General features: G+C 72.5%; 21 protein-coding genes and 2 pseudogenes. 8 read left to right on the forward strand and 15 right to left on the reverse strand.

All coding sequences use genetic code 11. The features are described 5' to 3' along the window. Positions 1-43: 43 nt before the first annotated feature. Positions 44-1,018, reverse strand: coding sequence for an AraC family transcriptional regulator (locus ACZ45Q_RS26505; protein ID WP_468265751.1), 975 nt, complete (start codon positions 1,016-1,018; stop codon positions 44-46). 117 nt (positions 1,019-1,135) lie between these two features. Here ACZ45Q_RS26505 and ACZ45Q_RS26510 point away from each other — a divergent pair, with 117 nt between their 5' ends. Continuing rightward, entirely contained in the window at positions 1,136-1,816 is a 681-nt protein-coding gene (locus tag ACZ45Q_RS26510; protein ID WP_468265753.1) for an NAD(P)H oxidoreductase, read from the forward strand. A gap of 49 nt (positions 1,817-1,865) precedes the next feature. On the opposite strand, the gene ACZ45Q_RS26515 is transcribed toward ACZ45Q_RS26510, so the two are convergent. Both ACZ45Q_RS26515 and ACZ45Q_RS26520 read right to left on the reverse strand, forming a co-directional pair. Then, positions 1,866-2,483 (reverse strand): hypothetical protein, encoded by a 618-nt coding sequence (locus ACZ45Q_RS26515; protein ID WP_468265755.1) that lies wholly within the window; start codon positions 2,481-2,483, stop codon positions 1,866-1,868. 20 nt (positions 2,484-2,503) lie between these two features. Then, positions 2,504-2,854, reverse strand: a complete 351-nt coding sequence (locus ACZ45Q_RS26520) for a DUF6223 family protein (RefSeq protein WP_468265757.1) — start codon at positions 2,852-2,854, stop codon at positions 2,504-2,506. A gap of 71 nt (positions 2,855-2,925) precedes the next feature. Here ACZ45Q_RS26520 and ACZ45Q_RS26525 point away from each other — a divergent pair. Continuing rightward, positions 2,926-3,348: pseudogene (locus tag ACZ45Q_RS26525) on the forward strand (sensor histidine kinase); the annotation flags it as partial. Positions 3,349-3,425: 77 nt separating this feature from the next. On the opposite strand, the gene ACZ45Q_RS26530 reads toward ACZ45Q_RS26525, so the two are convergent. Both ACZ45Q_RS26530 and ACZ45Q_RS26535 read right to left on the reverse strand, forming a co-directional pair. Then, positions 3,426-4,964: a fused MFS/spermidine synthase gene (locus ACZ45Q_RS26530; RefSeq protein ID WP_468265759.1), complete on the reverse strand. Its 1,539-nt coding sequence runs from the start codon at positions 4,962-4,964 to the stop codon at positions 3,426-3,428. Between the two features lie 175 nt (positions 4,965-5,139). Beyond that, positions 5,140-5,685 (reverse strand): CGNR zinc finger domain-containing protein, encoded by a 546-nt coding sequence (locus ACZ45Q_RS26535; RefSeq protein ID WP_468265761.1) that lies wholly within the window; start codon positions 5,683-5,685, stop codon positions 5,140-5,142. A gap of 137 nt (positions 5,686-5,822) precedes the next feature. On the opposite strand from ACZ45Q_RS26535, the gene ACZ45Q_RS26540 reads away from it, so the two are divergent. Together ACZ45Q_RS26540 and ACZ45Q_RS26545 are read left to right on the forward strand one after the other, a co-directional pair. Further along, positions 5,823-6,278, forward strand: coding sequence for a VOC family protein (locus ACZ45Q_RS26540; RefSeq protein ID WP_468265763.1), 456 nt, complete (start codon positions 5,823-5,825; stop codon positions 6,276-6,278). A 113-nt stretch (positions 6,279-6,391) separates the two neighbouring features. Further along, positions 6,392-7,312 (forward strand): pyridoxamine 5'-phosphate oxidase family protein, encoded by a 921-nt coding sequence (locus ACZ45Q_RS26545; protein ID WP_468265765.1) that lies wholly within the window; start codon positions 6,392-6,394, stop codon positions 7,310-7,312. A 69-nt stretch (positions 7,313-7,381) separates the two neighbouring features. On the opposite strand, the gene ACZ45Q_RS26550 is transcribed toward ACZ45Q_RS26545, so the two are convergent. The 5 genes from ACZ45Q_RS26550 to ACZ45Q_RS26570 all read right to left on the reverse strand — a co-directional run bounded on the left by ACZ45Q_RS26550 (position 7,382) and on the right by ACZ45Q_RS26570 (position 12,517). Then, the gene (locus ACZ45Q_RS26550; RefSeq protein ID WP_468265767.1) at positions 7,382-7,957 is read right to left on the reverse strand and encodes a hypothetical protein; all 576 of its coding nucleotides are present in this window, start codon (positions 7,955-7,957) and stop codon (positions 7,382-7,384) included. A 235-nt stretch (positions 7,958-8,192) separates the two neighbouring features. Then, the gene (locus ACZ45Q_RS26555) at positions 8,193-8,849 is read right to left on the reverse strand and encodes a hypothetical protein (protein WP_468265769.1); all 657 of its coding nucleotides are present in this window, start codon (positions 8,847-8,849) and stop codon (positions 8,193-8,195) included. Then, positions 8,846-11,287: a glycoside hydrolase domain-containing protein gene (locus ACZ45Q_RS26560; RefSeq protein ID WP_468265771.1), complete on the reverse strand. Its 2,442-nt coding sequence runs from the start codon at positions 11,285-11,287 to the stop codon at positions 8,846-8,848. Before ACZ45Q_RS26560 ends, ACZ45Q_RS26555 begins: the two co-directional genes overlap by 4 nt. Positions 11,288-11,297: 10 nt before the next feature. Continuing rightward, the gene (locus ACZ45Q_RS26565) at positions 11,298-11,888 is read right to left on the reverse strand and encodes a peptidoglycan-binding domain-containing protein (RefSeq protein ID WP_468265773.1); all 591 of its coding nucleotides are present in this window, start codon (positions 11,886-11,888) and stop codon (positions 11,298-11,300) included. 41 nt (positions 11,889-11,929) lie between these two features. Beyond that, the gene (locus ACZ45Q_RS26570) at positions 11,930-12,517 is read right to left on the reverse strand and encodes a peptidoglycan-binding domain-containing protein (RefSeq protein ID WP_468265775.1); all 588 of its coding nucleotides are present in this window, start codon (positions 12,515-12,517) and stop codon (positions 11,930-11,932) included. A 254-nt stretch (positions 12,518-12,771) separates the two neighbouring features. On the opposite strand from ACZ45Q_RS26570, the gene ACZ45Q_RS26575 reads away from it, so the two are divergent. Together ACZ45Q_RS26575 and ACZ45Q_RS26580 are read left to right on the forward strand one after the other, a co-directional pair. Further along, positions 12,772-13,752 (forward strand): transcriptional regulator, encoded by a 981-nt coding sequence (locus ACZ45Q_RS26575; RefSeq protein ID WP_468265777.1) that lies wholly within the window; start codon positions 12,772-12,774, stop codon positions 13,750-13,752. A gap of 293 nt (positions 13,753-14,045) precedes the next feature. Further along, positions 14,046-14,983, forward strand: a pseudogene (locus ACZ45Q_RS26580) (aldo/keto reductase). A gap of 24 nt (positions 14,984-15,007) precedes the next feature. Here the strand turns inward: ACZ45Q_RS26580 and ACZ45Q_RS26585 are convergent. The 5 genes from ACZ45Q_RS26585 to ACZ45Q_RS26605 form a co-directional block, all read right to left on the reverse strand. Continuing rightward, the gene (locus tag ACZ45Q_RS26585; RefSeq protein ID WP_468265779.1) at positions 15,008-15,706 is read right to left on the reverse strand and encodes a DUF899 family protein; all 699 of its coding nucleotides are present in this window, start codon (positions 15,704-15,706) and stop codon (positions 15,008-15,010) included. Positions 15,707-16,055: 349 nt separating this feature from the next. Continuing rightward, complete coding sequence (locus ACZ45Q_RS26590; RefSeq protein WP_468265781.1) at positions 16,056-16,940, reverse strand: NAD(P)H-binding protein; 885 nt, start codon at positions 16,938-16,940, stop codon at positions 16,056-16,058. Between the two features lie 84 nt (positions 16,941-17,024). Then, on the reverse strand, positions 17,025-19,244 hold the full coding sequence (locus tag ACZ45Q_RS26595; protein ID WP_468265783.1) for an MMPL family transporter: 2,220 nt from the start codon (positions 19,242-19,244) through the stop codon (positions 17,025-17,027). 204 nt (positions 19,245-19,448) lie between these two features. Then, on the reverse strand, positions 19,449-20,657 hold the full coding sequence (locus tag ACZ45Q_RS26600; RefSeq protein ID WP_468265799.1) for an NAD(P)/FAD-dependent oxidoreductase: 1,209 nt from the start codon (positions 20,655-20,657) through the stop codon (positions 19,449-19,451). A 137-nt stretch (positions 20,658-20,794) separates the two neighbouring features. After that, a complete protein-coding gene (locus tag ACZ45Q_RS26605; protein ID WP_468265785.1) occupies positions 20,795-22,027 on the reverse strand; it encodes a cytochrome P450 family protein in 1,233 nt (410 codons plus the stop codon). 262 nt (positions 22,028-22,289) lie between these two features. Between ACZ45Q_RS26605 and ACZ45Q_RS26610 the strand changes: the two genes are divergently transcribed. After that, positions 22,290-22,724: a VOC family protein gene (locus ACZ45Q_RS26610; protein WP_468265787.1), complete on the forward strand. Its 435-nt coding sequence runs from the start codon at positions 22,290-22,292 to the stop codon at positions 22,722-22,724. 290 nt (positions 22,725-23,014) lie between these two features. Continuing rightward, positions 23,015-24,808, forward strand: a complete 1,794-nt coding sequence (locus tag ACZ45Q_RS26615; RefSeq protein WP_468265789.1) for a beta-ketoacyl-[acyl-carrier-protein] synthase family protein — start codon at positions 23,015-23,017, stop codon at positions 24,806-24,808. The last annotated feature ends 183 nt before the right edge of the window (positions 24,809-24,991 follow it).

The raw sequence follows: 24,991 nt of genomic DNA on the forward strand, positions 1-24,991 counted from the left end.
GCCCTCGGTGACGAGCCGCGGGAGTGGTGACCGAGTCGCGCGCCTACCGCGTCGCCGGTTGCCTCGATGGCCGGGAGCCGGCGGCTCGCGCGGCCACCGCGGCGCGGAACGTGCTGGGGCTGAGGCCCTTGTGGCGTTTGAACGCGGCGCTGAAGCCGAAAGCGTCGGCGTAGCCGACCGACTTGGCGATCTGCGCGATGCCGAGGTCGGTGTCGGCCAGCAGCGCCTCGGCCTCGTCCATCCGGCACTCGGTGAGGTAGGCGAGGGGCGGGCGGCCCATCAGCTCGGTGAAGCGCTTGGCGAACAGCGCCCGGGACACGCCGGCTCGAGCGGCCAGGGAGGCCACCGTCCAGGCTTCGGCGGGCCGCTCGTGGAAGGAGTGCAGGGCAGGCCCGAGTACCGGGTCGGCCAGGCCCCGGTACCAACCGGGCGCGTCGGCGCCCGCCTTGTCGAACCAGCTGCGCAGCGTGCACACCAGGGCCCAGTCGAGGAGCCGGTCCATCAGCGCCTGCGAACCGGCGGAGTGATGGGCGGCGTCGACGGCGGCCGTCTCCAGCCAGGTGCAGACCTCGGCGTCCTCCGTGACGACCAGCACCGGCGGCAGGGCGCGCAGCAGCCGCTCGTGACGGTGGCCCGAGGCACGGTAGGCGCCCACGATCAGCGCGGTCGCCTCCTCGGTGTCGGTGCCCCAGTGGATGCCGGCCAGTTCCTCGGCGGTGCACTCGGGGTTCGCGGTGAAACAGGCGATCTCGTACGCGGCGTGGGAGCCGTGCACGGTGGCGGGGCGGTCCGCGAGGTGGAACGGTTCGGGTCCGCGCACGATGGCGGTGTCCCCCGCGCCGATCGCCCGTTGCGTTCCGTCGGACAGCAGCAGGGTGCCGCCGCCGCGCAGCACGGTGATCATGATGAGCGGTGCGGCGTCGGCGAAGCGGATGGTCCAGGGCACCGTCAGGACGGCGTGGCTGACGACCGACCCTTCGGCCCGGATGCCGCTCAGGAGCGCGCTCAGAGGATCCATGGACGACACCGTAGACGATCTCCTATGTTTCGAAGCGTTTCTCCCATGGATCATCTACGTCGTCGCGGCTGTACTGGACTTGTTCATCGGACCGATCCACATCAGCCGGGAGACACCGTGACGCAGCACGACAGCCGTGCCAGGACAGCCCTCGTCGTCGTCGCACACCACCGCACCGATTCCCTCACCGCGCACACGGCCCGCCGTGCCGCCGCCCGGCTCGAGGCCGCCGGCTACCGCGTCGACCTGCTCGACCTGCACGCCGAGGGGTTCGACCCCCGCATGAACGTGGCGGACCAGCCCGACTGGGGCAACCGGGAGAAGAGGTACTCGGACGAAGTCCACGCCCACATGCAGCGCATCCTGGAGGCCGAGGCGGTCGTCGCGGTCTTCCCGGTGTACTGGCAGAGCGTGCCCGCCATTCTCAAGGGCTGGATCGACCGCGTATGGAACTACGGGCTCGCCTACGGCCGCAGCAGGCCCCGCCTCGCCGGAAAGCGCATCCTGTGGCTGGGCCTGGCCGGAGCCACCTCCGACGATCCGATCGTGGAGGGAATGCAGTCCCTCCTCGAGACCAACCTGAACGAAGGCATCGCCTACTACTGCGGATTCTCCCGCTCCACCGTCGGCCTGCTCACCGACGCGGAGGAGCGCCCGCAGCGCGTCGACGCCGAAGGCAACCTCCTCGTCGGTGACGCCGTGACAGGCGCCGAACGAGAGGCGCAGTACGCGGCCTTCGACCGTCGCGCACGGGAGTTCGTGGAGAAGTTCGCCGCCGAGGAGGCCGTGGCCGCATGACCGACGCAGCGGGGGCCGGCAGACGGCGCCGGGCCCCCGCTCGGCGGGTTCACTCGTGCCGGGCGAAGACTTCGCGGAGGGCGCAGAGGTCGGCTTCCTTCTCCTTCTCGTCCTCGTACCGGCCGTGGTCGTCGCGGTACGCCACGACGGTCTCCGGGGTGAAGTCCTGGCCGAAGAGGTAGACGTCCAGGCAGTAGTCGAAGCCCGAATCACCGAAGAGGTCCACGTCCCCGCGGCGGCAGTACGCCGCCAGGCCGTCGGACACGTGCCAGCGCGTGCCGTCGTACCAGAAGACCCCGCCCGCGTAGTGAATCGTCCGGCCCGTCGCGGGGTCTGTGAGGTTCAGCGACTCGTAGTTCTCGGGACGGTCGCGGACCAGGGCGGCGAGGGATGCGGGAACACCCTCGTAGAGGGACTCCTGGAGGGCGAAGTCCTCCTCGGCGTACAGATTCAGCTCCGACTCGTGGTCGAACGTCAGCAGCAGCACGCGGCCGTCCTCCGCGAAGTACCAGACCCCGGACTGGCCACCGCCGTCGTTCCAGGCCAGACGGCGGGCGCCGGTCACGGTCACCGGTGCGACCCCGGCGAGGTCGTCGACGACGGCGGCGCGTCGCCGCACTTCCGGAAGGGGTGTCGCCGCCAGGGCGTCCCACGTCGCGTTGCTCATTCCCGCAGGGTATCCACCGCCTACGACAAGGCCTTCGCCACCTGCCTCGGCGCCGTCGCCGAGCGCTTCACGGCGCGGCGGCCGAGGAGTACGGCGCCCAGTCCCACGGGGACGGCGACGACGGCACCGGCGAGCCCGTTGCCGGAGCCGGGACCGCCGTCGGCGGTGGCCACGTGCAGCACCGCGGGAACCGCGCCGACCGCTCCCGCCGCGATGGCCGCCATCCCCCCGGCGCGCGCTGCGCCGGGGGGATGGCGGCCGACGCGGGCCTGGGCCAGCCGGCCGACGGCCAGCCCGAGCGCCCCCGCCGCGAGCGCCAGGTTGGCGCCTGTCCGCCCGTCGCCGACGATCCCACCCTCGGCGGCCGCCATCAGTGCTGCTGAAGCGCTCAGGACGGTTCGTCGTCCCGGCCGTGGTCACCGACTGGGTGATCGCCGTGGACGTGGCGACGCTGCTGCTGGTCACCGGGTTGACCGGGCCCCAGCCGCCCGGGGACGGGGGACTGCTGGGCTCCGTGCTGCTGGCGGCCGGCGGGCTGGCGCTGGCCGCGCGCCGCCGGGCGCCCCTCGTGGTCCTGGCCGTCACCGGCGTGTGCGCGGTGGGCCACCTCGGGGCCGGTTTCGAGGTGCTCGCCGTGTCGTACCTGGTCGCGGTCTACGGCGCGGTCCGTGCCGGGCACCGCGCCGTCACGTCGGCTGTCTCCGTGGCGCTGCCGGCCATGCTCCACGTCACGGCCCTCGTCGTCCACGACGGGACGGCCCGCGAGGTCGTGACGCAGGCCCGGAGCACCCTCGAACTCGCCTGGCTGATCGCCGCCTTCGCCGCCGGAGAGGCGGTGCGGCAGGCCGAGCGGCGGGCGGACGAGCCGAGCGCACTCTGGCGGTGTGCGCCCCAGTCGCCCCGGTGACGGCGAGGTCCGGTCCGCGGATGCCGCGTCCGCCGTCAGCGGTCGCGCTGCGAGCCGTAGGGCTGGAGGAGTTGGTCGACGGGCGCGTAGTCGTCGGTGAGCGGGCGGGCGCCGCCGATCCAGGACGTGACGTCGTCGCCGGTGGCGATCGTCCAGCCGGTCTTCCGGGCGTCCAGCGCTTCCTGGATCGGCCGCGGGTCGATCGCCCGGTCCGAGGCGACCACCACCAGGTTGCCTCCCACCGGGGTGCCTGCCGGTGCCGGCCCGATGTCGGTGGGTGCGCCGAGGAGAGCGACGTACCGGAAGGTCTCCTTCAGCGTTGCCGCCTCGGCCCGTGCGAAGGCCAGCTCCCCGTGATCGATGAGGTTGGCGACGTACAGGCCGTCCTCGTCGAGCACCCGCCGCACGTCGGACAGGGCCTCCACCGTGGTGAGGTGCCAGGGAACGCTGACGCCGCCGAAGGCGTCGCCGACGACGAGGTCCCGGCTGTCGGTGTCCAGTCTCCGCAGGCCCAGGCGGGCGTCCTCGGCGCGTACGTCGATGCCCTCCTCCTGTTTCAGGCCGAGCCGGTCGCGGTCGATGCGCACGACGCCGCTGTCGAGCTCCGACACGGTGCTGCGGGTTGCGGGGCGTGTGGCCGCGAGGTAGCGGGGCAGGGTGAGTCCGCCGCCGCCCAGGTGATGGGCGGCGAGTGGCCGGCCCTCGGGGAAAGTGGCGTCGACCACGGAGGCGATGGCGCGCACGTACGTGAACTTCAGGAACGCCGGGTCGTCGATGTCCACGTAGGAATGGCTCACGCCGTCCAGGACGAGGGTGCGACCGCCGTCCCGGTCGGGGTCGGCGACGACCCGTGCGCAGTGGTACCGGGTTTCGACGTCGCAGCCGCCCGGCGCTCCCGCGGTGGCGAGTCCGCCGGCGACGACCACCAGGGTCAGGGCGGAGGCGCCGCCGCTCCACCTGCGCATCCGCCATTCGACCAGCACCGAGGCCAGCACCAGCAGCATTCCCAGGCTGATCAGGATGCCGCTGACCGGCAGCCGTGAGACCAGGACGAAGCCGGTGACGACGGTGCCGAAGATGGAACCGACGGTTCCGACGCCGGACAGCCGGCCGACGACCGTTCCCGTCTCGGCGAGGGAGGTGAGGCGCAGCTTGGTCACCATCGGTGTCACCGCGGACAGCAGAGCGCCGGGGACGAGGATGGTCGCCGCCGCGATCAGCAACAGCAGCGCCGGTGCCCACTCCGCGGTGCTGCGCAGCACCGCAGGGGTGAGCGCCACGACCGCTCCCGACACGCCCAGCAAGGGACTCAGCAGCCGACGCGGGTCGACCTGGTCGGCTGCCCGCCCGCCCGCCCAGGAGCCGAGGGCGATCGCGGTGAGGGCGATGCCGATCACCATGGTGCTGGTCTCCAGGGTGAGGCCGAGGTAGGGGGCCAGCAGCCGCAGGGCGACGATCTCGACCACCAGGACCGCGGCCGAGGACCCGAACACGAGCGCGGCGGCCACACGCGGACCCGGGCCGACGTTGCGAGGCGCGTCCTCGGCGAGAGGCGAGGAAGACAGTCCGGTCACGGGCCACATCCTTCCATGCGGCTCGTCGGCCGAGTGGAAGCGGCGGGAATCGGGTGCCCCGTCGAACCTTTGACGGGGCACCGCACGATCGCGCGTCTGACGGGGCGCGCACGATCGGGCGTCTGACGGAGCGCCGCGTGGTGGCTGCCGTGTCACGTTCCGGGGCGGCCCCGGCTCAGTCCTCCTTCGCCCGCGCGTAATGGCGGGAGGCCTTGGCGCGGTTGCCGCACACCGCCATGGAACACCAGCGGCGGGTTCCGTTGCGCGAGGTGTCGAAGAAGTGCAGGACGCACGCCTCGTGCGCGCAGGCGCGGATACGGTCGGGCGCCCGGCGGAGCAGGTCGAGGTAGTCGCGTGCGGCCGTCCATGCCGGGCCCCAGGCCGGGTCGGCGAACTCCGGCCGCTCCCCCGGCCCTTCGGGCCCGAGCGTGGCGCGGATCCGGCCGTGGTCGAGGACGGTGTCGAGGGCGCGGACGCCGTCGGGGTCGGCCGGGGTGTCGACGACCGCGGCGAGGGCGTCCCGGGCGCTGCGCACGTGGGTGAGCGTCGCCTCGTCGGCCCGGAAGCCGTGGGCGTCGAGACCGGCGCTCACCAGCCAGGTGGCGAGTCCGCCGGTGTCCGCGAGCAGGTCGCGGAGGGTGCCGTCCTGGACCCATCGCGTGTTGAGCAGGTCCAGCGAAACGGGCTCGCCCACCAGCGGCCGGGGATCAGGTTCCGGCATGGGTCCGTCACTCCCTCTCGGGCTTCGGCTCCGACGTGTTTCTAACCCCTCAACTTTACGTGATCAGTTGACGCCTCTGGCATCTAACCCCTAAAGTCACTATCAGTGGTTAGACAAGTCGACGAGAGGGACACGCCATGACGGCGACCAGCACGCTGCGTACCGGCCACATCGGCCTCAATGTCACGGACATCGACCGTTCCCTGGCCTTTTACGGCGGACTCCTGGGCTTCGACGTCCTCGGCGAGGGCAAGGAGGAAGGCCGCCGCTTCGCGTTCCTCGGCCGGAACGGCGAGCTCACGCTCACGCTGTGGCAGCAGGCCGACGACGGCTACGCACCGGCCCGGGCCGGCCTGCACCACCTCGCCTTCCAGGTCGACACCATGGACCAGGTCCGCGCCGCCGAGGCCGAACTGGCCGCGCGCGGTGTCGACTTCGCGTACGAGGGGGTCGTGGCACACGGCGAGGGCGGCGGGTCCGGCGGGATCTTCTTCCACGACCCCGACGGCACCCGCCTGGAGATCTACGCCACGGCCGGCGCCGAAGGCGCTCCGGCCCCCACCGCCGAGGGCCCCACCTGCGGCTTCTTCTAGATCGGCACGTCGGGGCCCAGGCCCGGACCCGCCCTCGAAGCCCGTGGGCCGGGTCCGGCAGGAACGCGGAAGTCACGAGCGGAAACACCGACCAGGGAAGGACCTGACCGGCCATGAACTCCAGCCGTCGCACCTATCACGAGGGGTCCGTCGCGGTGCAGACCCGCGTCGGGGTGCGGGACGCCGCCGACCACGTCGGGCGTTCCATCGGGCGGGACATCCGCCCGGTCGCCGCCGCGTTCCTCGAGCTCCAGCCCATGCTCGTGATCGGTGCGGCGGACGGGGAGGGCCGGGTGTGGAGCTCCCTGCTCACCGGCGCGCCCGGGTTCGTCCGGGCCACCGGCCCCACCACCGTGTCGGTCGCGGGCGGTGTACCCGCCCGCGACCCGCTCCGCGCCGCGTTCCCCGAGGGCCGCCGCACCCCGGTCGGCACCCTCGCCCTGGACCCGCGGACCCGCCGGCGCATGCGCCTCAACGGCACGGCCGTCCCCGGCCCGCGCGGCCTGTCCGTCCAGGCCGAGGAGGTCTTCTCCAACTGCCCCAAGTACCTGCAGAAACGTGAGCTGTACGGTCGGGACGAGGCGGCACGCACCGGCCCACCGCGCGAGGGTCACCGCCTCACCCCCGCCCAGCGGTCGCACGTGCGGGCGGCCGACACGTTCTTCATCGCCACCCTCGGCCCGGACGGCGCCGCCGACGCCAGCCACCGCGGCGGCAACCCCGGTTTCGTCCGCGTGGCCTCCCCCACGGAGCTGACCTGGCCGGACTACCCCGGCAACGCCATGTTCCTCACCCTCGGCAACCTGGAGTCGGACGCCCGGGCCGGACTGCTCTTCGTCGACTGGTCCACCGGCACCACCCTCCAGCTCTCGGGCACCGCCCGCACGGAGTACGCCGGCCCGGCCCGCACCAGCCGCTTCACCGTCGAGCGCGTCGTGGAGACGCAGAGCGCGAGCCCACTGCGCTGGTCACCCCCCGAACCCTCCCCGGCCAATCCCCCGGTCACCGACGACACGGGCGCCGCCCCGGCGTAGACGAACGCCACCGAGGTGGACGGGGGGCACCGGGTGCCGACGACCGGTCCGGCGCCCCACCGGAGGAGTTCAGCTGTGCTGCATCCAGACGTTGGGCTCCTGATACACGCCCTCGTCGGCCGAGCGGCTGATGAGCAGCAGGCCGAGTCCGTCAGGGATCACGTACTCACCCGACTCGGGGAAGGTCATTCCGGTCCAGCGTTCCCACTCGGCAACCGTGCCCGTCATCGTCTGCGACGCCGGAGCCGCCGCCAGTATCCTGGCGCCAAGACGCTGGTGGGTTCGCAGCCACGGGTCGAGAGCCAGCCCGTCCGCACGGCTCCACCGCATGAACCTCTCGATCGGTGCCAACGGGTACCGGGCCTTGGTCGTCGGGCGGACCGGAGCGATGACACGGTCCCAGCCGGCTTCACTCGCTGCCCGACGCAGTGCCTTCAGGGTCTCCCCCGCCAGCCCTCGCCCCTTCCGTGACGGGGTGACGATCGCTCCGCAGATCACCAGGGTGTCGGGCTCGATCCCTTGCTCACGGCCCTCCACGGCCCGGACCAGCGAATCGGTGTATCCGGTGGGGAGGGACTCGGGCAGGCCGTCCCAGCGGATCGGCACACCCCAGCCCGACGCGACCGGAACGTCGTGGTCGTCCACCAGCATCAGGTTCAGGTCGGAGAACCACTCGCCGATCCCTGCCTATGTACTCCTTGACCTGCCGGTCAGCGGTGATGAACTCCGGGAAGCCTTCGCTGAAGAGTTCCTCGAGATGCGCCTCGTCCCAGCTTCGGGCGTCGGTCCGTTCGATCTTCACATTCACCGCGTGATCCTAGTGCTGCTCCGCGCAAGTTCGTGGAGGGGTATTGATCAGGGCGTGGGGTCGCGGCACCCCCTACGCGGTCTGGGCCCGTTCCAGTCGCCGGGCCTTGGCGCGCCGGTCCGGTGACGTCGGGTCGGCTCCGGTGCCGGCCCCCTGGCCGGGGTGCCGCTCCCAGCCTCTGATCCGGGCCGCGATGCGGGTGAAGGCGCGGCTGTCCGGCGGTACGTCGATCTGGAAGTGGGAGAGCTTGGTGGGCGTGAGGTCCGCGCCCCAGCGGACCAGGCCCTCGCAGTCGGCCAGGATGTCCCGTACGACGGCCTTCTCCCGGGTGCTCACGCCCTCCGGGCCGCCGATCGGCCAGGCGTGCGGGTGGAGGCAGACCGCCGTACCGGAGAGGTAGTTCGACTCCCAGTCGGCCGCCGTCCGGTGGTCGGGGGAGTAGCCGGTCACGCTCTCGCCGCCCTCGGTCAGCGGCCGGATCTCGTAGTGCCACCGGCGGGCGACGTGCAGCAGCACAGGCGCGGCGTCCCGGTGCAGGGCAACCGTACGGCCGGCCCCGGAGATGGCGAACCGGTCGATGGCCTCGGGCGCGATGGGCCAGCCGTTCGCGGACCGCCCGCCCCGCGGGCCGGCGGCGGCGTGCGCCGGGCCGCCCGCGCCCACCGCGGTCAGGGCGGCGGCACCGATCAGGCCGGTGCCGGTGGCCAGTACGTCTCTGCGGGTGATCACAGTGCCTCCGGTTCCGCGTTCGCGAGCGCGATCAGTTTCCCGGCGAAGCCGTCGACGAAGCCGTCGAGTCCGTCGCCCAGGGCCCACGGCTGCTCCCACGGCTCCAGGTCGCGCAGCAGCGCCAGCCGGCCGGCGTTCATCGCCAGGCTGTTGTCGCCGCCGGCGAGGGCGTCGCGCACGATGGGAACGGCGGACGCCTTGGTGCCGCCGAACCTCTGGTAGGCGAAGGACCGGAACCGGCGGTGCGCCCGGCACCGGTCGCTGCCCTCGACGTTCTCCGCCAGGTAGTAGGCCCGGATCGCCTCGGACACCTTCTGGACGGTGCCGTCGCGGAGCAGCTTCGCCAGGTTGTACGCGTCGGCGTCGGCGCGCAGGTCCTGCTCTCCGAGTGCGCTGGACCGGCCGGGATTGGCCAGGTACAGCCGGCAGAACTCGGCCCCGCCGAGGTCCTCGTAGTCGTTGCGCCACTCGGCGAAGAGGGCGATCAGGTCACCCAGCCATCCGGTGCCGTCGCCCAGCGTGCCGTCGTCGCTCGTCGGGTAGTTCCACAGCATGCCCTGGCAGGACGCCATCACATGCTGGAAGTCCACCGCGGAGTGGGCCACGGGGTCGTTCGGCCAGCGGTACGGGATGTCGAGCCACAGGTTCTCCGAGTCGAGGAAGTCGATCCAGGCGGGGTCCACGATCCCCGTCGCCACCCGCCAGTGCAGCTCGGTGTACTTGAGGTGCCGGAAGTACATCATGACGTAGTCGCGCTTGCCGTAGTGGACGGCGTTCGACTGCTTGAACTCGTCGTACGCGGCCTCGATCCGCTCCACGTGGTGGACCTGGGCGATCATGTCCTGGTACCGCTCGTCCACGTGGAGCCTGGAGACCGCCGGGTCCGCTCCCGTACGCCAGACGTTCTTGTCCAGCCCCATCGGCGCGATGGTCCCGTCCGTGAAACCGGTCGGCGGGTCGGCCTTCGGGTTGTACTCGTAGATCTGGTTCAGCGACCAGTTCGGCGGCAGCGGGAAGCCCATGTTCCCCGAGTACTCGAAGGACATGCCGGCGACGAACGACCAGCGGGCGCCGGTGGCGTCGGAGACCCGGGCGCACACGTTCCGGGTGCCGTACACCCCGAAGTCGTAGTGCGCGCCGCGTTCGGCCAGGCCCTCGCGGACCCCCTCGAAGTACTCGATGATGCTCGGGATCTCGTGGTCCTGGGCGTCGTAGTCCACTGCGAAGTAGATGCACGCCCCGGGCGGGATGCCGTGCTCCTTGGCCTTGCTGTGGGCGATGAGCCCCTGGTCGTAGCCCTTCGGCCTGGTGAAGTTGAAGAGCTGGGTGCCGTTGTACTGGAACAGCGGGATCAGCTTCAGGCCGGAGTCGATGATGGTCTGGGCCTCGCCCGGCCGGAGGGCCTTGCCGATGTAGTACTGGTCACCGGGCGGCAGGTGCTCGTCCAGGTAGCGGCCGACGGCCGAGAACCCCTTGGCCCGCAGGGCGGCGGCCTTCGCCGCCGTGATGGTCTCGGCGGTGTCGCTGCCCGTACCGGGGCGGGTCTCGTCACCCTTGGATATGAGCAGCTCGGCCCACGTCTGGAAGGTGCCCGTGCCATGGATCCCGTTCTGGGTGAACTCCTGGAACACCCGCAGCCAGCTCTCCGTCGCCGCCGTGAACTCGGCCTTCCCGTCTTCCCAGGGGAAGTCCACCGGCGCGCCCCCGTCGTACGTCGGCGAGTTGAACCAGCACGCCGCCTTGAAGAGGTACGCGAGCTTGCCGGTGTCGCCCTTCTTCAGCACGTGCTGCTTCAGGGCGGCCGTGGTGCCGGGACCGAAGTATCCGCTGATGGTGGAGGTGGGCAGCCCGATCTCGTACTGGATGGCCATCAGCAGACCCTTCTGGGTCTCCCGCGCGTAGGAGCCGTCGCAGGGCACGAGGCCCATCGCGGGGACGACGTATCCGGCCACGTAGGTGCGGTTCAGATACTGCTGGACGGCGCGGGTCGTGGCACTGGCCCCGGGCACCCGCCGGAACTGGTCCATGCGCAGCAGCGCCCGGGTGACGCGGGCCCACAGCCACCAGTTGTGGTGGCCGGCGACGCCCATGTCCTCGTACAGCATGCCGAGGGAGTTCTCGGCGGTGCTGTCCCACTTCTCGGCGAAGACGGAGCCGGTGTAGCCCTTGCACCACAGGGCGTAGTTGTAGATGCGGACGATGTTCTTGTCGGGTTCCGCGCCCGGGAGGAGGCGGTGGGCGTAGACGGCGTTCAGCGTGCCGTCGCCGAAGTTCTGCACCACCGGGGAGATGCCGAGCTCGTGCTGGAGCGCCTGGGTGAGGCTGAGCACGGTCTGCCATCCGGTCGAGCCGTCGGTGGCGCAGGGAACGTAGCCCCGGACGTCCTTGTACGTGTTGTTCACCCAGTGCTGGGCTTCCAACACCATCGGGTCCGACATGCCGGGGCTCCTATCGGACGGTCCGTGAGGAGAAGTGGACGCGGGTGCCTTGGTCGAACGTGTGGAACCCGTCGCCCCGCGACACCAGGTGGAGGTGGTAGGCGCCGCCGTCGCGGTACTTCGAGCTGTCCCCTCGGTGGAAGTCCACCCGGCCCACTCTGGAGCTGTCGTACGACACCCTGGTACCGGAGCTGTTCCAGACCAGCAGATCGTCGGCCTTGCCCCAGGTGGCGTCGCCGACCATGCCGTCGGCGGACAGCCCGTAGCGCTTCTGCCAGGTGATGGTGGCGTCCCTGGTCCGCGGCCCGAAGTCGCCGTCGGTCTCGCTCAGGTCCAGCAGGTGCTCCGACGCGAGGATGCTCTGCCAGAGCACGACGATGTCGGTGTTCGAGGAGTTTCCGCAGCCGTAGCAGAGCGAGTTGCCGAGCTCGCCGAACTGCTCGCCCCAGTCGTCGGTGAGCCTGCCGTCGCCGTCCACGAAGGAGGACGAGTAGGCGCCCGAGTTGCCGGCATAGGCGGCCTGCGCCGGGCTGACCGTCAGCAGCGCCGACAGGCCGGCGGCGGCGACAGTGAAGGCGAGCTTCGTGCGGGTCTTGCGCATGGTGGTCCCCCTGGGGAAAGCGCTGGGATGCGCGGCGAAGGTCACAGGACGGTCAGCGAGCCGAACTGGATGCGGTAGCCGCCGAAGTCCTTGGCGTGGTCGTGCCGGTAGACCCGGTACAGCTTGTAGGCGCCCCCGTCGCGGTACTTGCTGGTGTCGCCCCGGTAGAACATCACCGCCCCCGACTGGTAGCTGGCCGTGTACCCGGCCATCGAGTTGGTCTGCCAGCTCAGCCGGTCGTCGGCCTTGCCCCAGGTGGCGTCGCCGACCTTGCCGTCAGCGGACAGCCCATAGCGCTTCTGCCAGGCGATGGTGGCGTCCCTGGTCTTCGGACCGAACTGGCCGTCGATGTCGCCCAGGGTCAGCAACTCCTCGGCGGCGAGGATGCTCTGCCAGAGCACGACGATGTCGGTGTTGTTGGAGTTTCCGCAGCCGTAGCAGAGCGAGTTGCCGAGCTCGCCGAACTGCTCGCCCCAGTCGTCGGTGAGCCTGCCGTCGCCGTCCACGAAGGAGGACGAGTAGGCGCCCGAGTTGATCGAGTAGGCCGCCTGCGCCGGGCCGGTGGCGAGCAGCGTGGACAGGCCGGCCACGGCCGCGGTGAGGCCGAGCTTCCAGGATGTGATGCGCACGGGTGCTCCTCGTGCCGGATGGATTGGGGAACGCCGCCCACGGGCGGCGGCAGCGCAAACGATCGCCCACCGCCCTGGCCCGCTAAAGCTTTTGCGACGTGGTGCAAAGGCCGGGCGCCCGGACCGGGGGCTGATTACGGCAAGCGCTTGCCCCCTCGCTCTTTCCGGACCTGCGGCCGGCGCTTGCCCACTGCTTTTCATCGGTCAGTGTGTGACACTTTCCGTGCTGCTCAGTGATCGCAGGAGGGGGACCTGTGCTTCGCATACATTTCACCAGCACCGATCTCGGCCGCATTCGTGTGGCCCGCACACTCGACCCGATGTGGGAGATCGTCCTCAGCGTCCATCAGCTGACGCGCCCGAGACCCTGCTTCGCCACCTGGAGCCGGCAGGTCCGCCGCCGGCTCGCCGAGGCCGGACTGGCCCGCGACTTCCATCTGCTGGCGGCGCTCGCGCCCGCCAGCGCCTACTTTCCCGACTTCCTGACCCCGGCCGGGCACACCACCAGCTTCGCGGCCGGCGTGGAGGAGATGCTGTCGACCGGCAGAGGGCGGTTGCGCCACGAGGTCGGCCGGCTCACCGCCGAGCCGCCGGGTGTGCCCGGGTGGCTGGACGACGTCGCCGCCGGGCGGCCCGCCGCGTTACGGCGGCTCGGCTCCGCACTGCGGCGTTACCACGAGGTGGTGCTCACCCCGTACGCCGCAGAGGCCGCCGCGCTGACCGCCCGGAACGTGGCCGCGCACAGGGAGCACTCCCTCAGCCGGGGCATCGAGGCGGTGCTGACCGGACTCGGCCCCACCGCCCGCTGGCGGACGCCGGTGCTGGAGGTCGACTATCCCGTACGGCAGGACCTGTGGCTGGAGGGGCGCGGGCTGTCCCTGATCCCCAGCTACTTCGGCGTGGACCACCCGATCACCCTCGCCGACCCGCAGCTCCAGCCGGTGCTGGTCTACCCCGTCAGCCGCGAGGCGGAATGGCGGCCGGGGCGCGGCGGCGGCCCGGCGCCGTCCGACGCGCTGGCCGAGCTGCTCGGTAAAACGCGGGCGACGGTGCTGCGGCTGCTGGACGCAGAGCTGACCACTACGGCGCTGGCGGACCTGGCAAGGATCTCGGCGTCGGCCGCCAGCCGGCACGCGGCGACCCTCCGGCACAGCGGCCTGGTGACGACCCGCCGCCACGGCTTGTGCGTGCTGCACGCCCGTACGCCGCTGGGGAGCGCGCTGGCCCACGGGTGACGGCAAACGCCCGGCCCGGTGCGCGGGGGGGTCGGCCCGGTGCGTGGCCGTGGAGCATGCCGCTTTCGCCGCGTCACCGTCCGCGCGGCAGACCGGCCGGGCTCAGGAGGACCGTCTGATCAGACCGAACACCCCTCCACGAACTTGCGCGGAGCAGCACTGGCACACCGCCTGTGAACGGCCGCGAACGGCCGCTCGCCCGAGCAGGCCGGGCCCGATCGGCATGCGCAGGCCCGGTCGGCGCACGAGGTGCCTCTTGACCTGGAGAGCACTCCGGCTCCGAGCATGGCGGCATGAACACCACCCATCCGCAGATCGTCCTCGGCACCATGGACTTCGGTACCCGTGTCGGCACCGACCGGGCCTTCGCGATCCTCGACTCCTTCGTCGCCGGCGGCGGGGTCTGGCTGGACACCGCCAACTGCTACTCCTTCTGGACCGACCCGAGCGGCGTCGGTGGCGCCAGTGAGCGCGTCATCGGCTCGTGGCTCAGAGCGCGCCCGGGAGCGCGCGACGCGGTGCGGATCGCCACGAAGGTCCGGCACAACCCCGTCGTCCCGCACTCCTGGCCGGCGAGCGCCGAGGGCCTCTCCGCCCGTGCCGTCCGCGTCGGCGTGGAGCAGAGCCTGGAGCGCCTCGGGGTCGACCGCGTCGATCTGCTCTGGGCCCACGCCGAGGACCGCACCGTGCCGCTGGAGGAGACGGTGGGCGCCTTCGGCGAGCTGGTCGCGAAGGGAGTGGCGCCGAGGGTCGGGGCGGCGAACCATCCCGCCTGGCGGGTCGAGCGCGCCCGGTCGCTCGCGCGGCAGCAGGGCGTGGAACCGTGGTCGGCCCTGCAACTGCGCCATTCGCTCGTGCAGCCGCGCCCGTCCGCCCCGCCGGCCGAGAGCGGTCACCGCATGCTCACCGCCGAGGACCTGGACCTGGCGCGGACGGAGGGGCTGACCGTGTGGACGTACAGCGCGCTGATGTGGGGTGGGTACGTGCGCCAGGACAAGCCACTGCCCGGGATCTACGACCACCCCGGGACCACCCGGGTGCTCACGGTCCTGGACGACGTCGCCGACGCGCTCTCGGCCACGCGGAACCAGGTCGTCCTCGCGTGGCTGATGCGGCAGGGAATCGACCCCATCGTCGGGGCGAGCCGGGTGAGCACGTCGAGGAGGCACTCGCCGCACGCCAGGTCCGGCTGGCCGACGACCATGCGACGCGCTTCGCCGAGGCGCGCTAGCGCGCCGTCGGCACCGCAGCCGGGTCAGCCGGTGGGTTCGTCGTAGTCGATGCTCGGGTACCAGTCGCCGCGGCCCTGGGGGAGCAGGTCGAGGAGGTGCCAGACCGGGTTCAGCAGGTCGATGCCGCGCTCGTCGATGTCGCCGGCCATGCGCGGGTGCGCGGAGTAGAAGTGGCGGACGGTGCCGTCGGCGTCGCGGGTGAACACGGAGACGGTGGAGTCCTGTTCGCCGTCCTCGTCCTCGCTGCCCAGGTCGTACTTGAACGTGCTGTCGCCGCAGCTCAACAGCCGCAGCCGGTGCCAGCCGCGCCGACGGGCGTGGCTGCGGAGGGCGGGGAGACCGGCGGCGGCTGCGACGACGAAGTCGGCGTTGCGTGCGACATGGTGGGCGATGCCGTTGTAGCCGTCGATCCACAGGGTGCACATCGGGCAGGGGTCGGTCTGCCGCTTGCCGTACATGAAGTGGTAGACGATCAGCGGGCGGCCGGGGCCGGTGAACAGGTCGCTCAGAGCGACCTCGTGGACGGGGGTGTCGCCGTCGTCCAGGCCGGCGGGTCCCTCCAGGAAGACGTAGTCGTCCACGGGTGGCCCCTGGGGGAGCGCCCGTCGCAGGGCCGCCACCCGCTCGCGGTGCCGCATGAGGTCGATCTCGGCCTGGCGCAGTTCCTCGCGGGCCTCGAGGTGGTCCGCCGACTCGCCGGCCAGTCTGGTGTGCCGCCACATCCCGTCCTCCTGGGCTGGGCATCTCCGGCGCCGGTCCGGGGGCAGCTCCGTGCTCCCGCTGTCCGGGACCGGCCCTTCGAGTCTAGGGCGGGTCCGTGGCCGGCGGCATCCGTGGCCCGGCTCCTCCGGTCCCTGCGACCGGGCCGGCCCGCGGGGGGGGGGGGGGCCGCCGCCCAGCCCGCTGCGGCCGGCCCACCTGCCCCTCGCCCACCCCGCGGACACCGCGGGCCGCTGACGCCGGCGATCCGTCGGTGTCCCGGTGTCAGCGCCCGCGCACGGCCGTGCGCGGGCGCTCGCGCGCCACGGGATCGTGCGCCGCCTCACCGGTCATGGCGGGCGCGCACGCCCGTCACGCCCGGTCCGCGGCGAAGGCGTCCGCGTGGTCCGCGGCCCACCGGGCGAAGGTGCGCGCCGGACGGCCGGTGATCTTCTCGACGGTGTCGACGACCGTGCGCCCCACCTCCGGGGTGTTGCCGTAGGCCTCGAGCAGGAAGTCGACGACCTCCTGCGGGTGGCCCGCCTCCCGCCACCGGGCGACGGCCTGCTCCTCGGTCAGCTCGACCAGGGTGATCTCCCGCCCGCACGCGGCGGCGATCGCCGCCACCTTGTCGCCGACGGTCAGCAGCTCGGGCCCGGTGATCACGTACTCCTGGCGGCCGTGTCCCTCCTCGGTGAGGGCGACCGCGGCGACCGCTCCGATGTCGCCTTCGTGGACCATGGCGCTCAGCCGGGAAACGAACGGCTCGCGCACCTCGCCGCGGGCCGCGATGCCGTCCGCCCACTCCAGCGCGTTGGCCATGAACTCCACCGGCATGAGCACCGTCCAGTCCACCCCGTCGTCGGCGCGCACGGCGTCCTCCAGCAGCGAAGGCCCGCCGCCGTGCAGCACGGTGACGCGGCGTACGCCGGCCGCGCGGGCCAGTTCCAGGATCCGCGGGCCGGTCTCCAGCGGGGCGAAGTACGGCCCGCCGAAGGTGATCAGGTGCAGGCCGGTGACGCCTTCCAGGGCGGGGGCGAGGCCGTCGGGCTCGGTCAGATCGCCCTGCACGACCTCGACGCCCTCGGGGAGGGCGGCGCCCGCCGGGTTCCGGGTGAGGGCTCGGACCTCGTGCCCGCGGGCGAGCAGTTCGGCGACGACCTGCCGGCCGACGGTCCCGGTGGCGCCGGTGACGAGGATCTTCTGGGGACGGGCCGGGGTGGTGCGGGGGCTGCTGTGGGGCTGGGTGTCAGTCATGGAACGACCGTAGGAGGGCTTGCGGTCAGCTTCTGTCCGCGAGGACGCGGCCGCCGTCGGGCGGCCGCGTCGTCGTCCGGTGCGTCAGACCCCGGCCGCCTCCGGCTCGCGGGCGGGCTCGGCGGGACCGGCGGTGTCGCCGAGTTCCTTGTGGAGCTTCTCGCCCTCGACGTCGACGTTGGGCAGGAGGCGGTCCAGCCACTTCGGCAGCCACCAGGCCTTGGTGCCCAGCAGGGCGAGCACGGCGGGCACGATGGCCATGCGGACGACGAAGGCGTCGAAGAGGACGGCGACGGCGAGGCCGAAGCCCATCATCTTGATCATGTCGTCGTTCTCCATGATGAAGCCGGAGAAGACGCTGATCATGATGATCGCGGCCGCCGCGACGACCCGGCCGCCGTGGGTGAAGCCGGTGGTGACGGAGTCGGCGGCGGACGAGCCGTGGACGTAGGCCTCGCGCATGCGGGTCACGAGGAAGACCTCGTAGTCCATGGCCAGGCCGAACACCACGCCGATCATGAAGATCGGCATCATCGACATGATCGGCCCCGGCTGGTCGACGCCGAAGACGTCCGCGAGCCAGCCCCACTGGAAGACCGCGACCACCGCGCCGAGTGCCGCCGCCACCGAGAGCAGGAAGCCCAGGGCCGCCTTCAGCGGGACGAGGACGGAGCGGAACACCAGCATCAGCAGCAGGAAGGCGAGGCCGACGACGAGGGCCAGGTACGGGACGAGTGCGTCGTCCAGGGTCTGCGAGAAGTCGATCGTCATCGCGGTCATGCCGGTCACCAGCATGACCGCGCCCGTCTCGGACCTGATGTCGCCGGAGAGCGACCGGATGTCCCTGACCAGGTCCTCGGTGGCCGCGTCGCTCGGCCCGGTCCTGGGCACGACGGTGAGGAGGGCGGTGTCGCCCTGCTCGTTGAAGGTGGCCGGGGTGACGGCCGCGGCCTCTCCCAGGGCGGTGATCTCCTTGCCGACGGCCTCGGCGGCGGCCTTCGGGTCGTCGGCGTCCCGGGTGTCGACGGTGACCATCAGCGGGCCGTTGAATCCGGCGCCGAAGGACTCCGACAGCATGTCGTAGGCCTTGCGCTGCGTGGTGTCGGGTGCCGAGCTGCCCTCGTCCGGCAGGCCCAGTTCCAGGCTGGCGGCCGGTACGGCGATCACGCCGAGGCCGAGCACGGCGGTGAGCAGCACGGTCACCGGGCGGCGCAGGACGAAGCGGGCCCAGCGGGTACCGAGCCTGGGCTTCGCGGGCGCCGTCCCCCGTCCGGCGTCCGCCTTGCGGTCCTTGCGGCTGAGCGCCTTGCGGCCGGCGAAGCCCAGCAGCGCCGGGGTCATGGTGAGGGCGATCAGCACGGCGATGCCGACCGTGGCGGCGGCGGCCAGGCCCATCTTCGTGAGGATCGGGATGTTGACGACCGCGAGGCCGGCCAGGGCCACGATGACGGTGAGTCCGGCGAAGACGACGGCGGAGCCGGCGGTGCCGACCGCGCGTCCGGCGGCCTCCTCGGGGGCGCGGCCCTCGGCGATCTCGGCGCGGTAGCGCGAGACGATGAACAGGGCGTAGTCGATGGCGACCGCCAGGCCGATCATCATGGCCAGCGTGGAGGTCGTGGCGGACAGTTCGAGGGTGCTGCCGAGTGCTCCGATACCGGAGATGCCGATGCCGACGCCGATGATCGCCGAAAGCAGCGGCATCCCGGCGGCGACGAGTGAGCCGAAGGTCAGCAGGAGCACCACGGCGGCGACGCCCATGCCGATCAGCTCGGCCGTGCCGCCCAGTTCCTGCTCGGCCATGACCGCGTCGCCGCCGGTCTCGACGGTGAAGCCGTCGCTGCGCGCCTCGCCGGTGGCCGCGGTGAGCGACTCGCGGGCCTGGTCGGTCAGCTCCATGGCGTTGACCTGGTAGGTGACCGAGGCGTACGCGGTCGTGCCGTCCTTGCTGACGGCGTTCGCCTCGAACGGGTCGGCCACCGAGGCGACCTGCGGGCCGTCCGAGAGGGCGGTGACCAGTTCGTCGACCTTGGCCTCGCCGGCCGGGTCGGAGATCTTCTCGCCCTCGGGGGCTCGGATGACGACACGCGCCGTGGCGCCTTCGGCACTGGCCGCCGGGAAGCGCTCGTCGAGCAGGTCGAACGCCTTCTGCGACTCGGTGCCGGGCATGGAGAAGGAGTCTTCGGGCGGGGCGGGCGCGGTGGACGCGGCGACACCGGCGCCCACGAGTATGGCCACCCACAGCAGGGCGACGAGACCGCGGCGCCGGAACGCGCGTCGGCCGAGTCGGTACAAAAACGTTGCCACCTGGGACCAATCCGTCGTAAACGGGCAGGACGAGACCCGGCAGAGGGAAGGGCAGGGGTTCTGGCCGGGGTTACCCGTTCATGCTCACCCGGGTTCCGCCGCGTTTGATCCGTCCCTGGGGCTGGACCCGACTACTGCGTCCGGTGTAGTGCGTCCCTGTGCGCCGGTCCCCGGGGCGTAGGTCCCGAGGGATGGATGTACGCCTCATTTGTTCCATCGTGGAACCATTGGGCGTCGGCCGAGGTCACCGACGGGGTCGGGGAACGACCTGTCGCCGAAGAGGATCCGGCCGGCCGCGGCCCTGCCGAGCGGGGTGCGCAGCAGGGTGAAGGCCGCCGTCGCCGCCGCCGGGGTCCGCACCTGGGCCAGTGCCCGGCGCAGCGTGAGGCGCCCCCGGAACTCCGCGCGCAGAGCGGCTCCGTCGTAGTGGGCCAGGGCGTCGGGCCTCCCGGAGCGCAGCGCGTCGTCGAGAACGGAGGCCGCCAGTTCCGAGAGCCGCAGGCAGGGGTCCAGTCCCCCGGCGGTGAGGGGGGAGACGGCGCCGGCCGCGTCGCCCACCAGGAGGCCGTCGGCGCAGCCGATGCGGCGCAGCACCCCGCCGACGGGTATCGGGCCGCCGCGCCGCTCGACCACCTCGGGACGGTCCGTGTCGGCCAGCCCCGGGGCACAGGCGCCGAACCGGGCGAGGGCCCGGCGCAGCCCGTGCGGGAACCGCTCGGCGTAGCCCGCGACGCCGACGTGCGCGTGCCGCCCGTCGTTGACCACCCAGGCCAGGTAACCGGGGGCGATCGAGGGGTCGATGACGCAGTGGAAGGTCGGGGGTCCGTCGCTCGCGGACACCTCGAAGACCTCCTCGGCACCGACCAGCAGGTGGCGGTTGCGGTCGAGGCCGAGGTCCCGGGCGACGGTCGAGCGCGCTCCGTCGGCGCCGACGACGAAACGCGCCCGGATCGCCACCGGTCCGTCGCGGTCGATCAGCTGAAAGGTGCCGTCCCCCTGCCGGCCGGCGTAGCGCGTGCCCAGCGCGATCCGCACGCCCGCCTCCGCCGCGACGGCGGCCGACGCTTCGTAGAGCGGCGCCATGTCCCCCACGCGGTACTCGTCCCGGTCGCTGACCAGGCTGACCGGGCGGCGCAGGTCCGGGGGGTAGAGCACCATCCGGCGGATCGGCGGGCCGAGGTGCGCGGCGGGCAGCGGGAAGTCGTCGAGCGTCTTGCGGACGAAGATCCCGGTGGTGCGGATCGCGGTGCCGAGAGCGGACCGCCGTTCGGCGAGGAGCACGTCGTGGCCCCGCCGGGCGAGGAGGGTGGCGACGTGCAGGCCGGCCAGTCCGGCACCGACCACCAGGACGTCCGTACGGGCCATGGTCCTCGGGGTCCCGCAGTGGTCGGGATCGCCGGTCGGCATCGGCATCGGCATCGGCATCGGCATCGGCATGACAGTACCTCATTCCTATCGAGTAGCGATAGGAACCTATCGACTTTCGATAGACCGGGCAACCGCGGGGCCGGCCGTCGAAGCGATGCGTCGTCGGGGCCGGCCCCGGGAGATCACCGGGCGGCGGGCCCCAGGCGCACCGGCAGCGCGGTGTGGCCGTTGCTGATCAGGCTGGGCAGGGGCGTCAACTCCTCGACGGGTACCGCCGGTTCGATCTCCGGGAAGCGTTCGAAGAGCAGACGCAGGGCGGTGGCGACCTCCAGGCGGGCGAGCGGGGCGCCGAGGCAGAAGTGGACGCCGTGCCCGAAGGCGAAGTGGTCCTTCGCCGGCCGCGTGGCGTCGAAGCGGTCGGCGGACGAGCCGTGCAGGGCGGGATGGCGGTTGGCGGCGGAGAAGGAGACGAGGATCGCGTCGCCCTTCGCGATCGTCCGCCCGTCGGGCAGGGGGATGTCGGCGAGGGCGCAGCGCAGGGGGACGTGCTTGACCGCGGGCTCGTGCCGCAGCGTCTCCTCCACGACGTCGCCCCAGTCGGCGCGCCCGGCCCGCAGGTGCGCGAGCTGCCCGGGGTCGGCCAGCAGGGCGGTGACCGCCTGGTCGATGACGTTGACGGTGGTCTCGTACCCGGCGCTGATCATCAGCAGGAGCGTGTCGCGCAGTTCGGCGTCCGTGAAGCCGCCGCCGTCGCCCTCCTCGTCGCGGGCGGCGACGAGGACGGAGGTCATGTCCTCACCGGGACGGGCGCGCTTGTCCGCGATCAGCTTGTCGAGCGTCTCGTACAGGGCGCCGGTGTTCGCCGCGGTCTGCTCGGCCGTGAGGGTCGTGGCGAAGATCCCGTCGACCATGGAGCGGAAGAGCGGGCGCTGGTCCTCGGGAACGCCCATCAGCCGGCCGATCACCGCGATCGGCAGCGGATAGGCCAGCCGTTCCCGCAGATCGACGGTGTCCGCGGCCGGTACGGCCGCCAGGTCGTCCAGCAGCTCGCCGACGATGGCCTCGACTTCCGGGCGCATCGCCTGGATGCGCCGGGCGCCGAACGCGGGCGCGACCATCCGCCTGAGCCGCCGGTGGTCGGCTCCGTAGGCGGTGAACATGTTGCTCACCGCCACCCACAGCGCCAGCGGCCAGGTGGCGACGGTGTCGGCGAAGGCCGGCCAGTGGGCGCGCGCGTCCTTGGAGACGTGCGGGCTGGTGAGGAGTTCCTTCAGGAGCCGGGGGTCGGAGACGGACCAGGCGGTCACCCCGAGGATGTCCACCTTGGTGGCCGGGCCGAGGTCCCGCAGGGCCCGGTCCTCGGCGTGGTGGTCGGTGCTCGCGGGATCGAGCACGAGAATCCGCTGGTCGGACATGTGCCGCTCCTTCCAAGGCTGAGGGTGTGCCTTCCGCGGGGTCCGCCGGGTGCGACGGGTGCCCTCCGGGAGGTGAGGGAGGGGACGGACTGACGACGGGGGCACGCGGGCGCTCCGGTCTCGCCGATGAGACGGGTCGGGGGCTTCGATGCCTGCACCGTAGAGGGCACGAAGCCGCCCCGACCACCTGTTCTTCGGTCAAGATCCCGCGCTGCGAGGCCATTTCGCCGCGCACGGAAGGGACCGTTGGTACGGTTCCCCGATGTCCGTGGTCAAGCAGTTCCAGGTCACCTTCGACTGCGCGGAACCCGAGCGCGTCGCCCGCTTCTGGTGCGAGGTGCTGGGGTACGTCGTCCCCCCGCCGCCGGGAGGGTTCGCCACGTGGGACGAGTTCCAGCGCTCGCTGCCACCCGAGCGCCAGGGTGCGGGGTTCGTCTGCGCGGACCCCTCGGGCGAGGGGCCGCGCCTGTACTTCCAGCGCGTACCCGAGGGCAAGACCGTCAAGAACCGGCTGCACCTCGACGTGCGGGCCGGCACCGACCTGGTGGGGGAAGCGCGCCTCGCCGCGCTCGAGGCCGAGTGCGCGCGACTGGTCGCGCTCGGTGCGGTGCGGGTGCGTCTCCTGCCCGCCGACGGCGTCAACGAGTCGTGCATCGTGATGCAGGACGTCGAGGGCAACGAGTTCTGCCTCGACTGAGCGGCGCCGGCTCCCCGTCGGCCGAGGTGTGCCGGTTCCGCCTCGGCCGAGGCCGCCGCCGACGCGGAGGGTCCCGCGAGGGGTTTGTGACGTTTCGCACAGGGCAGACGTGCACCGTCAACTCGTGCGAGGCGTCAACGGGTTGGGCGATGTGTCACGCGCCACGCTCCTGGTAGAGCGGGGCAAATCGGTCATGTTCCGACTTCAACAATGGCCGGTTCGAATGTCGCACGGAACACTCGGAACCGCCCCCAGTACGACAGTTCGGACAAAAGCGAGCATGTACCGCCATGACCCACTCCCCCGAAACTCCTGAAGTACCCATACGCCCGTACACCGTCAGCGCCGCCGAGGTCGTCCCCGGCGATCTGCTCGCCCTGTCGCACGAGGACGCGGCGCAGCACCGGTGGCACGTCGTCACGCACACGCAGCCCGTGTCCCCCGAGGTGATCCGCCTCACGCTGCGACCGCCGCAGGGCGGCGTGGACCGCGACGAGACGCTGCGGCGCGAGCAGCGGGTGACCGTCGCCGGGCGGCGGCTGGACGTGGCCGCGGTACCGCTGGTCAGCTCCCCCGCCCTCGACGACGCGGAGTTCCGTGACGGGGACCGGGTGACCTCCCTGCGGGCCGTTGATCCGCTGGCCGAGGAGGTGACGTACGTCCGCCGCTGGGGCGTCTGGCGCCGGGACACGGACGAGGACGCGGAGCGCGGTGTGACCGACGCCGAGGTGCGCGGGTGGGCCGCCGGGGCCGACCGGGACGGCCACGTCGTGCGGTACGAGCCGCGGCCCGTACGGGAGGCGGAGGCGGCCGGAGCGCGGCGCGTCGTCGTCACCGGGCTCGGCGCCGTCACCCCGCTGGGCCTGGGCACGGACGAGTTGTGGCAGGGGCTGCTCGAAGGGCGGCACGGCATACGGGAGTTGGCGGACGAGGAGTTCGACGGGCTGCCCGTGCGGATCGCCGGGACCGTGCCGGTGGACCCGGCCGGGCTGCTGCCCCGCCAGGCGGCGCGCCGCATGAACCGCGCCGCCCAGTTCGCCGTGCTGGCCGCGCGCGAGGCGTGGGCGGACGCGGGGTACGCGGACGGCGGCACCCGTGAGAGCGGGCTGGACCCGGAGCGGGTCGGGGTCAGCCTCGGCGCCATCCTCGGGGACGCCTCCGTGCTCGTCGGCGGGGACCGCACCCTGCGGGACAGGGGACCGCGCGGTGTCTCCCCTCTGACCACACCCATGACGGTGCCCTCGCAGGCGGCCTCCCAGGTCTCGCTGGACCTGCACATCACCGGCGAGGCGCGGACCGTGACCAGCGCCTGCGCCTCCGGCACCGAGGCGATCGGGCAGGCCGTCGACCGCATCCGGTCCGGCCGGGTCGACGTCGCCCTCGCCGGCGGTGCCGAGGCGGTCGTCACCCCGGCGATCATGGCGTCCTTCGCCGCCATGCGGGCGCTGGCCGACGGTGACCCGTCGGCGGGCTCGCCGTCGCACCCGTTCGCCAAGGACCGTGCCGGTTTCGTCAACGGGGAGGGAGCGGGGGTGCTCGTCCTGGAGTCCGAGGAGCACGCGCGCGCCCGTGGCGCCCGGATCTACTGCGAGGCCGCCGGATGGGGGCTGTCCGCCGACGCCCACCACGTGGCGGCGCCCGATCCGTCCGGCGAGGGCATCGCGCTCGCGCTGCGCCGCGCCGTCCGGGACGCCGGGGGCCGGCTCGCGGACGTCGTCCACGTCAACGCGCACGCCACCGCCACGGTCGACGGCGATCTCGCCGAGGCGCGGGCCCTGCGGGGCGTGCTCGGTGAGCGCAGCGTGCCGGTGACGGCCCTCAAGGGGCACCTGGGGCACCTCCAGGGTGCCGCGGGCGGCGTCGAGGCCGTCGCCGCGGTCCTGACGCTGTACCACCGGCTGATGCCCCCGACGGTCGGCTGCGCGGAGGTCGACGACGAGATCGACCTCGACGTCGTCCGCGGCGAACCGCGCCCGCTGCCGGCCGCCGGCGACCTGGTCCTGAGCAACTCCTTCGGCTTCGGGGGCCACAACGCGGTCCTGGCACTGCGCCGGGTCGGCCAGGACCCCTCCCGGGACCGGTGACCTCGGTCCGCTCGCCCGCAGGGCGGTGTCGCCCAGGGGCGCAGCGGACGAACCGTGGGCCGGCCGAGGGCGGGGGGGGGGGGGGGGGGGGGGGGGGGGGGAGGGGGGGGGGGGGAGGGAGGAGAGGGGGGGGAGGGGGAGGGGAAAGAAGCCGGAGCTGCTGAGAGTGCTTCAGCGGAGGCT

The organism is Streptomyces sp. NPDC031049 (assembly GCF_055571015.1).

Coding starts and splice junctions, on each gene's coding strand:
- ACZ45Q_RS26585 (WP_468265779.1), bottom strand. CDS start 15,706: ATGTGGCGGCACACCAGACTGGCCGGCGAGTCGGCGGACCACCTCGAG.
- ACZ45Q_RS26545 (WP_468265765.1), top strand. CDS start 6,392: ATGAACTCCAGCCGTCGCACCTATCACGAGGGGTCCGTCGCGGTGCAG.
- ACZ45Q_RS26600 (WP_468265799.1), bottom strand. CDS start 20,657: ATGCCGATGCCGACCGGCGATCCCGACCACTGCGGGACCCCGAGGACC.
- ACZ45Q_RS26515 (WP_468265755.1), bottom strand. CDS start 2,483: ATGAGCAACGCGACGTGGGACGCCCTGGCGGCGACACCCCTTCCGGAA.
- ACZ45Q_RS26605 (WP_468265785.1), bottom strand. CDS start 22,027: ATGTCCGACCAGCGGATTCTCGTGCTCGATCCCGCGAGCACCGACCAC.
- ACZ45Q_RS26560 (WP_468265771.1), bottom strand. CDS start 11,287: ATGTCGGACCCGATGGTGTTGGAAGCCCAGCACTGGGTGAACAACACG.
- ACZ45Q_RS26520 (WP_468265757.1), bottom strand. CDS start 2,854: ATGGCGGCCGCCGAGGGTGGGATCGTCGGCGACGGGCGGACAGGCGCC.
- ACZ45Q_RS26535 (WP_468265761.1), bottom strand. CDS start 5,685: ATGCCGGAACCTGATCCCCGGCCGCTGGTGGGCGAGCCCGTTTCGCTG.
- ACZ45Q_RS26565 (WP_468265773.1), bottom strand. CDS start 11,888: ATGCGCAAGACCCGCACGAAGCTCGCCTTCACTGTCGCCGCCGCCGGC.
- ACZ45Q_RS26615 (WP_468265789.1), top strand. CDS start 23,015: ATGACCCACTCCCCCGAAACTCCTGAAGTACCCATACGCCCGTACACC.
- ACZ45Q_RS26540 (WP_468265763.1), top strand. CDS start 5,823: ATGACGGCGACCAGCACGCTGCGTACCGGCCACATCGGCCTCAATGTC.
- ACZ45Q_RS26610 (WP_468265787.1), top strand. CDS start 22,290: ATGTCCGTGGTCAAGCAGTTCCAGGTCACCTTCGACTGCGCGGAACCC.
- ACZ45Q_RS26590 (WP_468265781.1), bottom strand. CDS start 16,940: ATGACTGACACCCAGCCCCACAGCAGCCCCCGCACCACCCCGGCCCGT.
- ACZ45Q_RS26505 (WP_468265751.1), bottom strand. CDS start 1,018: ATGGATCCTCTGAGCGCGCTCCTGAGCGGCATCCGGGCCGAAGGGTCG.